Annotated in this window: 3 protein-coding genes; all 3 read right to left on the reverse strand. The window is 65.1% G+C overall.

Annotated features, from left to right (window positions below; genetic code table 11):
* On the reverse strand, positions 1-192 hold a 192-nt coding region (locus DDE10_RS23025), incomplete at its 3' end, for an MFS transporter (protein ID WP_162806812.1).
* Positions 193-255: 63 nt separating this feature from the next.
* Positions 256-1,281 (reverse strand): NADP-dependent oxidoreductase, encoded by a 1,026-nt coding sequence (locus DDE10_RS23030; RefSeq protein ID WP_114955153.1) that lies wholly within the window; start codon positions 1,279-1,281, stop codon positions 256-258.
* 23 nt (positions 1,282-1,304) lie between these two features.
* Positions 1,305-1,863: PaaI family thioesterase (locus DDE10_RS23035; RefSeq protein WP_349356555.1), on the reverse strand; the 559-nt coding region annotated here is incomplete at its 5' end.

Here is a 1,863-nt window from a genome sequence, read left to right on the forward strand (position 1 = left end):
TCTGCGGCCTAAGGCATCGGCGAGCGGCCCGACGAAGAGCTGGCCGACCGCAAACACAACGAAGAAGACGCTGAGCGTAATCGCCAAGTCGCGCGTATCAACGCTAAGGTCGCGTGCGATCGGGGGGAAGGCCGGCAGCATGATGTTGGTCGCCAGGACACCGAGCGCGGCCAGGCTGGCGAGCAGCGTCAACCGTCCACCCCTTAGCCGGGAGGATCGCTCGATCTCCGACAGCGCCTCCGCGCCTGACATGCGTCAGACGTCCGGGCGGCCGACGGCGCCGTCCGCAGCGATGCGGATCACCACCTTGCCGCGTGCGCGGCCGGAGGCCGAGCGTTCGAGCGCATCGGGCGTCGCATCGAAGTCGAACTCCTGGTCGATCACCGGCCGGATCGTGCCGGCATCAACCAGCTTCGCGATCTCGGAAAGCTGAGCGCCGTCGGGGCGCATGAAAAGAAAGCTGTAGTCGATGCCGCGCCGCCGCGCACTCCGCCTGACCTTCAAGCTCCCTAGTCGCATCACCTGTCTGACGATCCAGTTCGCTCCGATCAGTCGAGCGAACGCGGGATCGGGCGGGCCGGAGATTGAGATCAGTTTTCCGCCGGGCTTGAGCACCTTCAGTGACTTCTCCAGCACGTCGGGGCCAAGCGTGTTGAGCACAACGTCATAGCCGTTCAGGCGCTCCTCAAACGCTTCCTTGCGGTAGTCCATGACGACATCGGCCCCGAGCTCCTTCGCCAGCCCGACGTTGGCAGTGCCGACCGTGGTGGCGACCTGCGCGCCGAGGTGTTTGGCGAGTTGAATGGCAACGGTACCTACGCCGCCCGAGCCCGCATGGATAAGCACCCGCTGGCCGGACCTTAACTGCGCGCGCTCGACGAGCGCCTGCCACGCGGTAAGCGAGACGAGTGGCAGCGCCGCCGCTTCCAGCATGCTGAGCCCGATAGGCTTCGACGCCAAGTCCTTCTCGGCGATGGCGATCCGCTCGGCGAACGTGCCGATCCTCCCGTTGCCCGCGCACGCGAACACCTGATCGCCAGCCTTGAATTGGATTACGCCCGGTCCGACCGCGACCACCGTGCCCGCGAGGTCGTGACCCAGAATGAGCGGCATCTCGTAGGGAAGAATGGCCTTGAAGGCGCCGGATTGGAGTCGGCTGTCGAGCGGGTTCACGCTGCTTGCCGCGATCGCGACCAGAACCTCACCTTGACCGGCTACGGGCTCGGGCAAGTCGTGGAGAGTTACCGGCTCCTTGTACCCGCCAATTGCATAGGCTTTCATCCGGCGAGCTCCGATGGTTTGTGTCAGGCTTGAAGTGCGCCACGGCCCTGAGGCTCCACGTCGAACACCAGCAAAGTCGAGGTGGCCGTTGCGCACAGCCGGCCGGCGCCGTCGTGCAACTGTGCCTCAGCGAAGGCCACGCGCCTGCCGACCGAAACTATGCGGCCAGTCGCACGCACCGTGCCACTGTCCTCGCTGAGACCGCGCAAATAGGAGATCTTCAGCTCCAGCGTGGTATGGCCCCGATGCGGGCCAAGGGTAGAGTGGGTTGCGATTCCGCAAGCGCTATCGAGCAATGTTGCAGCGTAGCCGCCGTGGACAGCCCCGAGCGGGTTGTAAACGCTGCGGTCGGGCTTTCCCTCGAACACTACCCGTCCGCGCTCCACCTCGACCAGATCGAAAGCAAGTGTCTGGCCGATCGGCGCCTTGAGGCCACCGGCGAGCATTGCCTTCAGCTGCTCAAGTCCGTCTGGCGCAGTATCAATTGTATCGCTCACCACGCTCACCACGGCTCGTGGAACGGCCGCACCTCGGCCAGGAACGACCAGGCGTCCTTGGGCTGGTGGGCCAGGTGAAAGACCT

The sequence above is a fragment of the Sphingosinicella terrae genome (assembly GCF_003347635.1).
Lineage (GTDB): Bacteria > Pseudomonadota > Alphaproteobacteria > Sphingomonadales > Sphingomonadaceae > Allosphingosinicella > Allosphingosinicella terrae.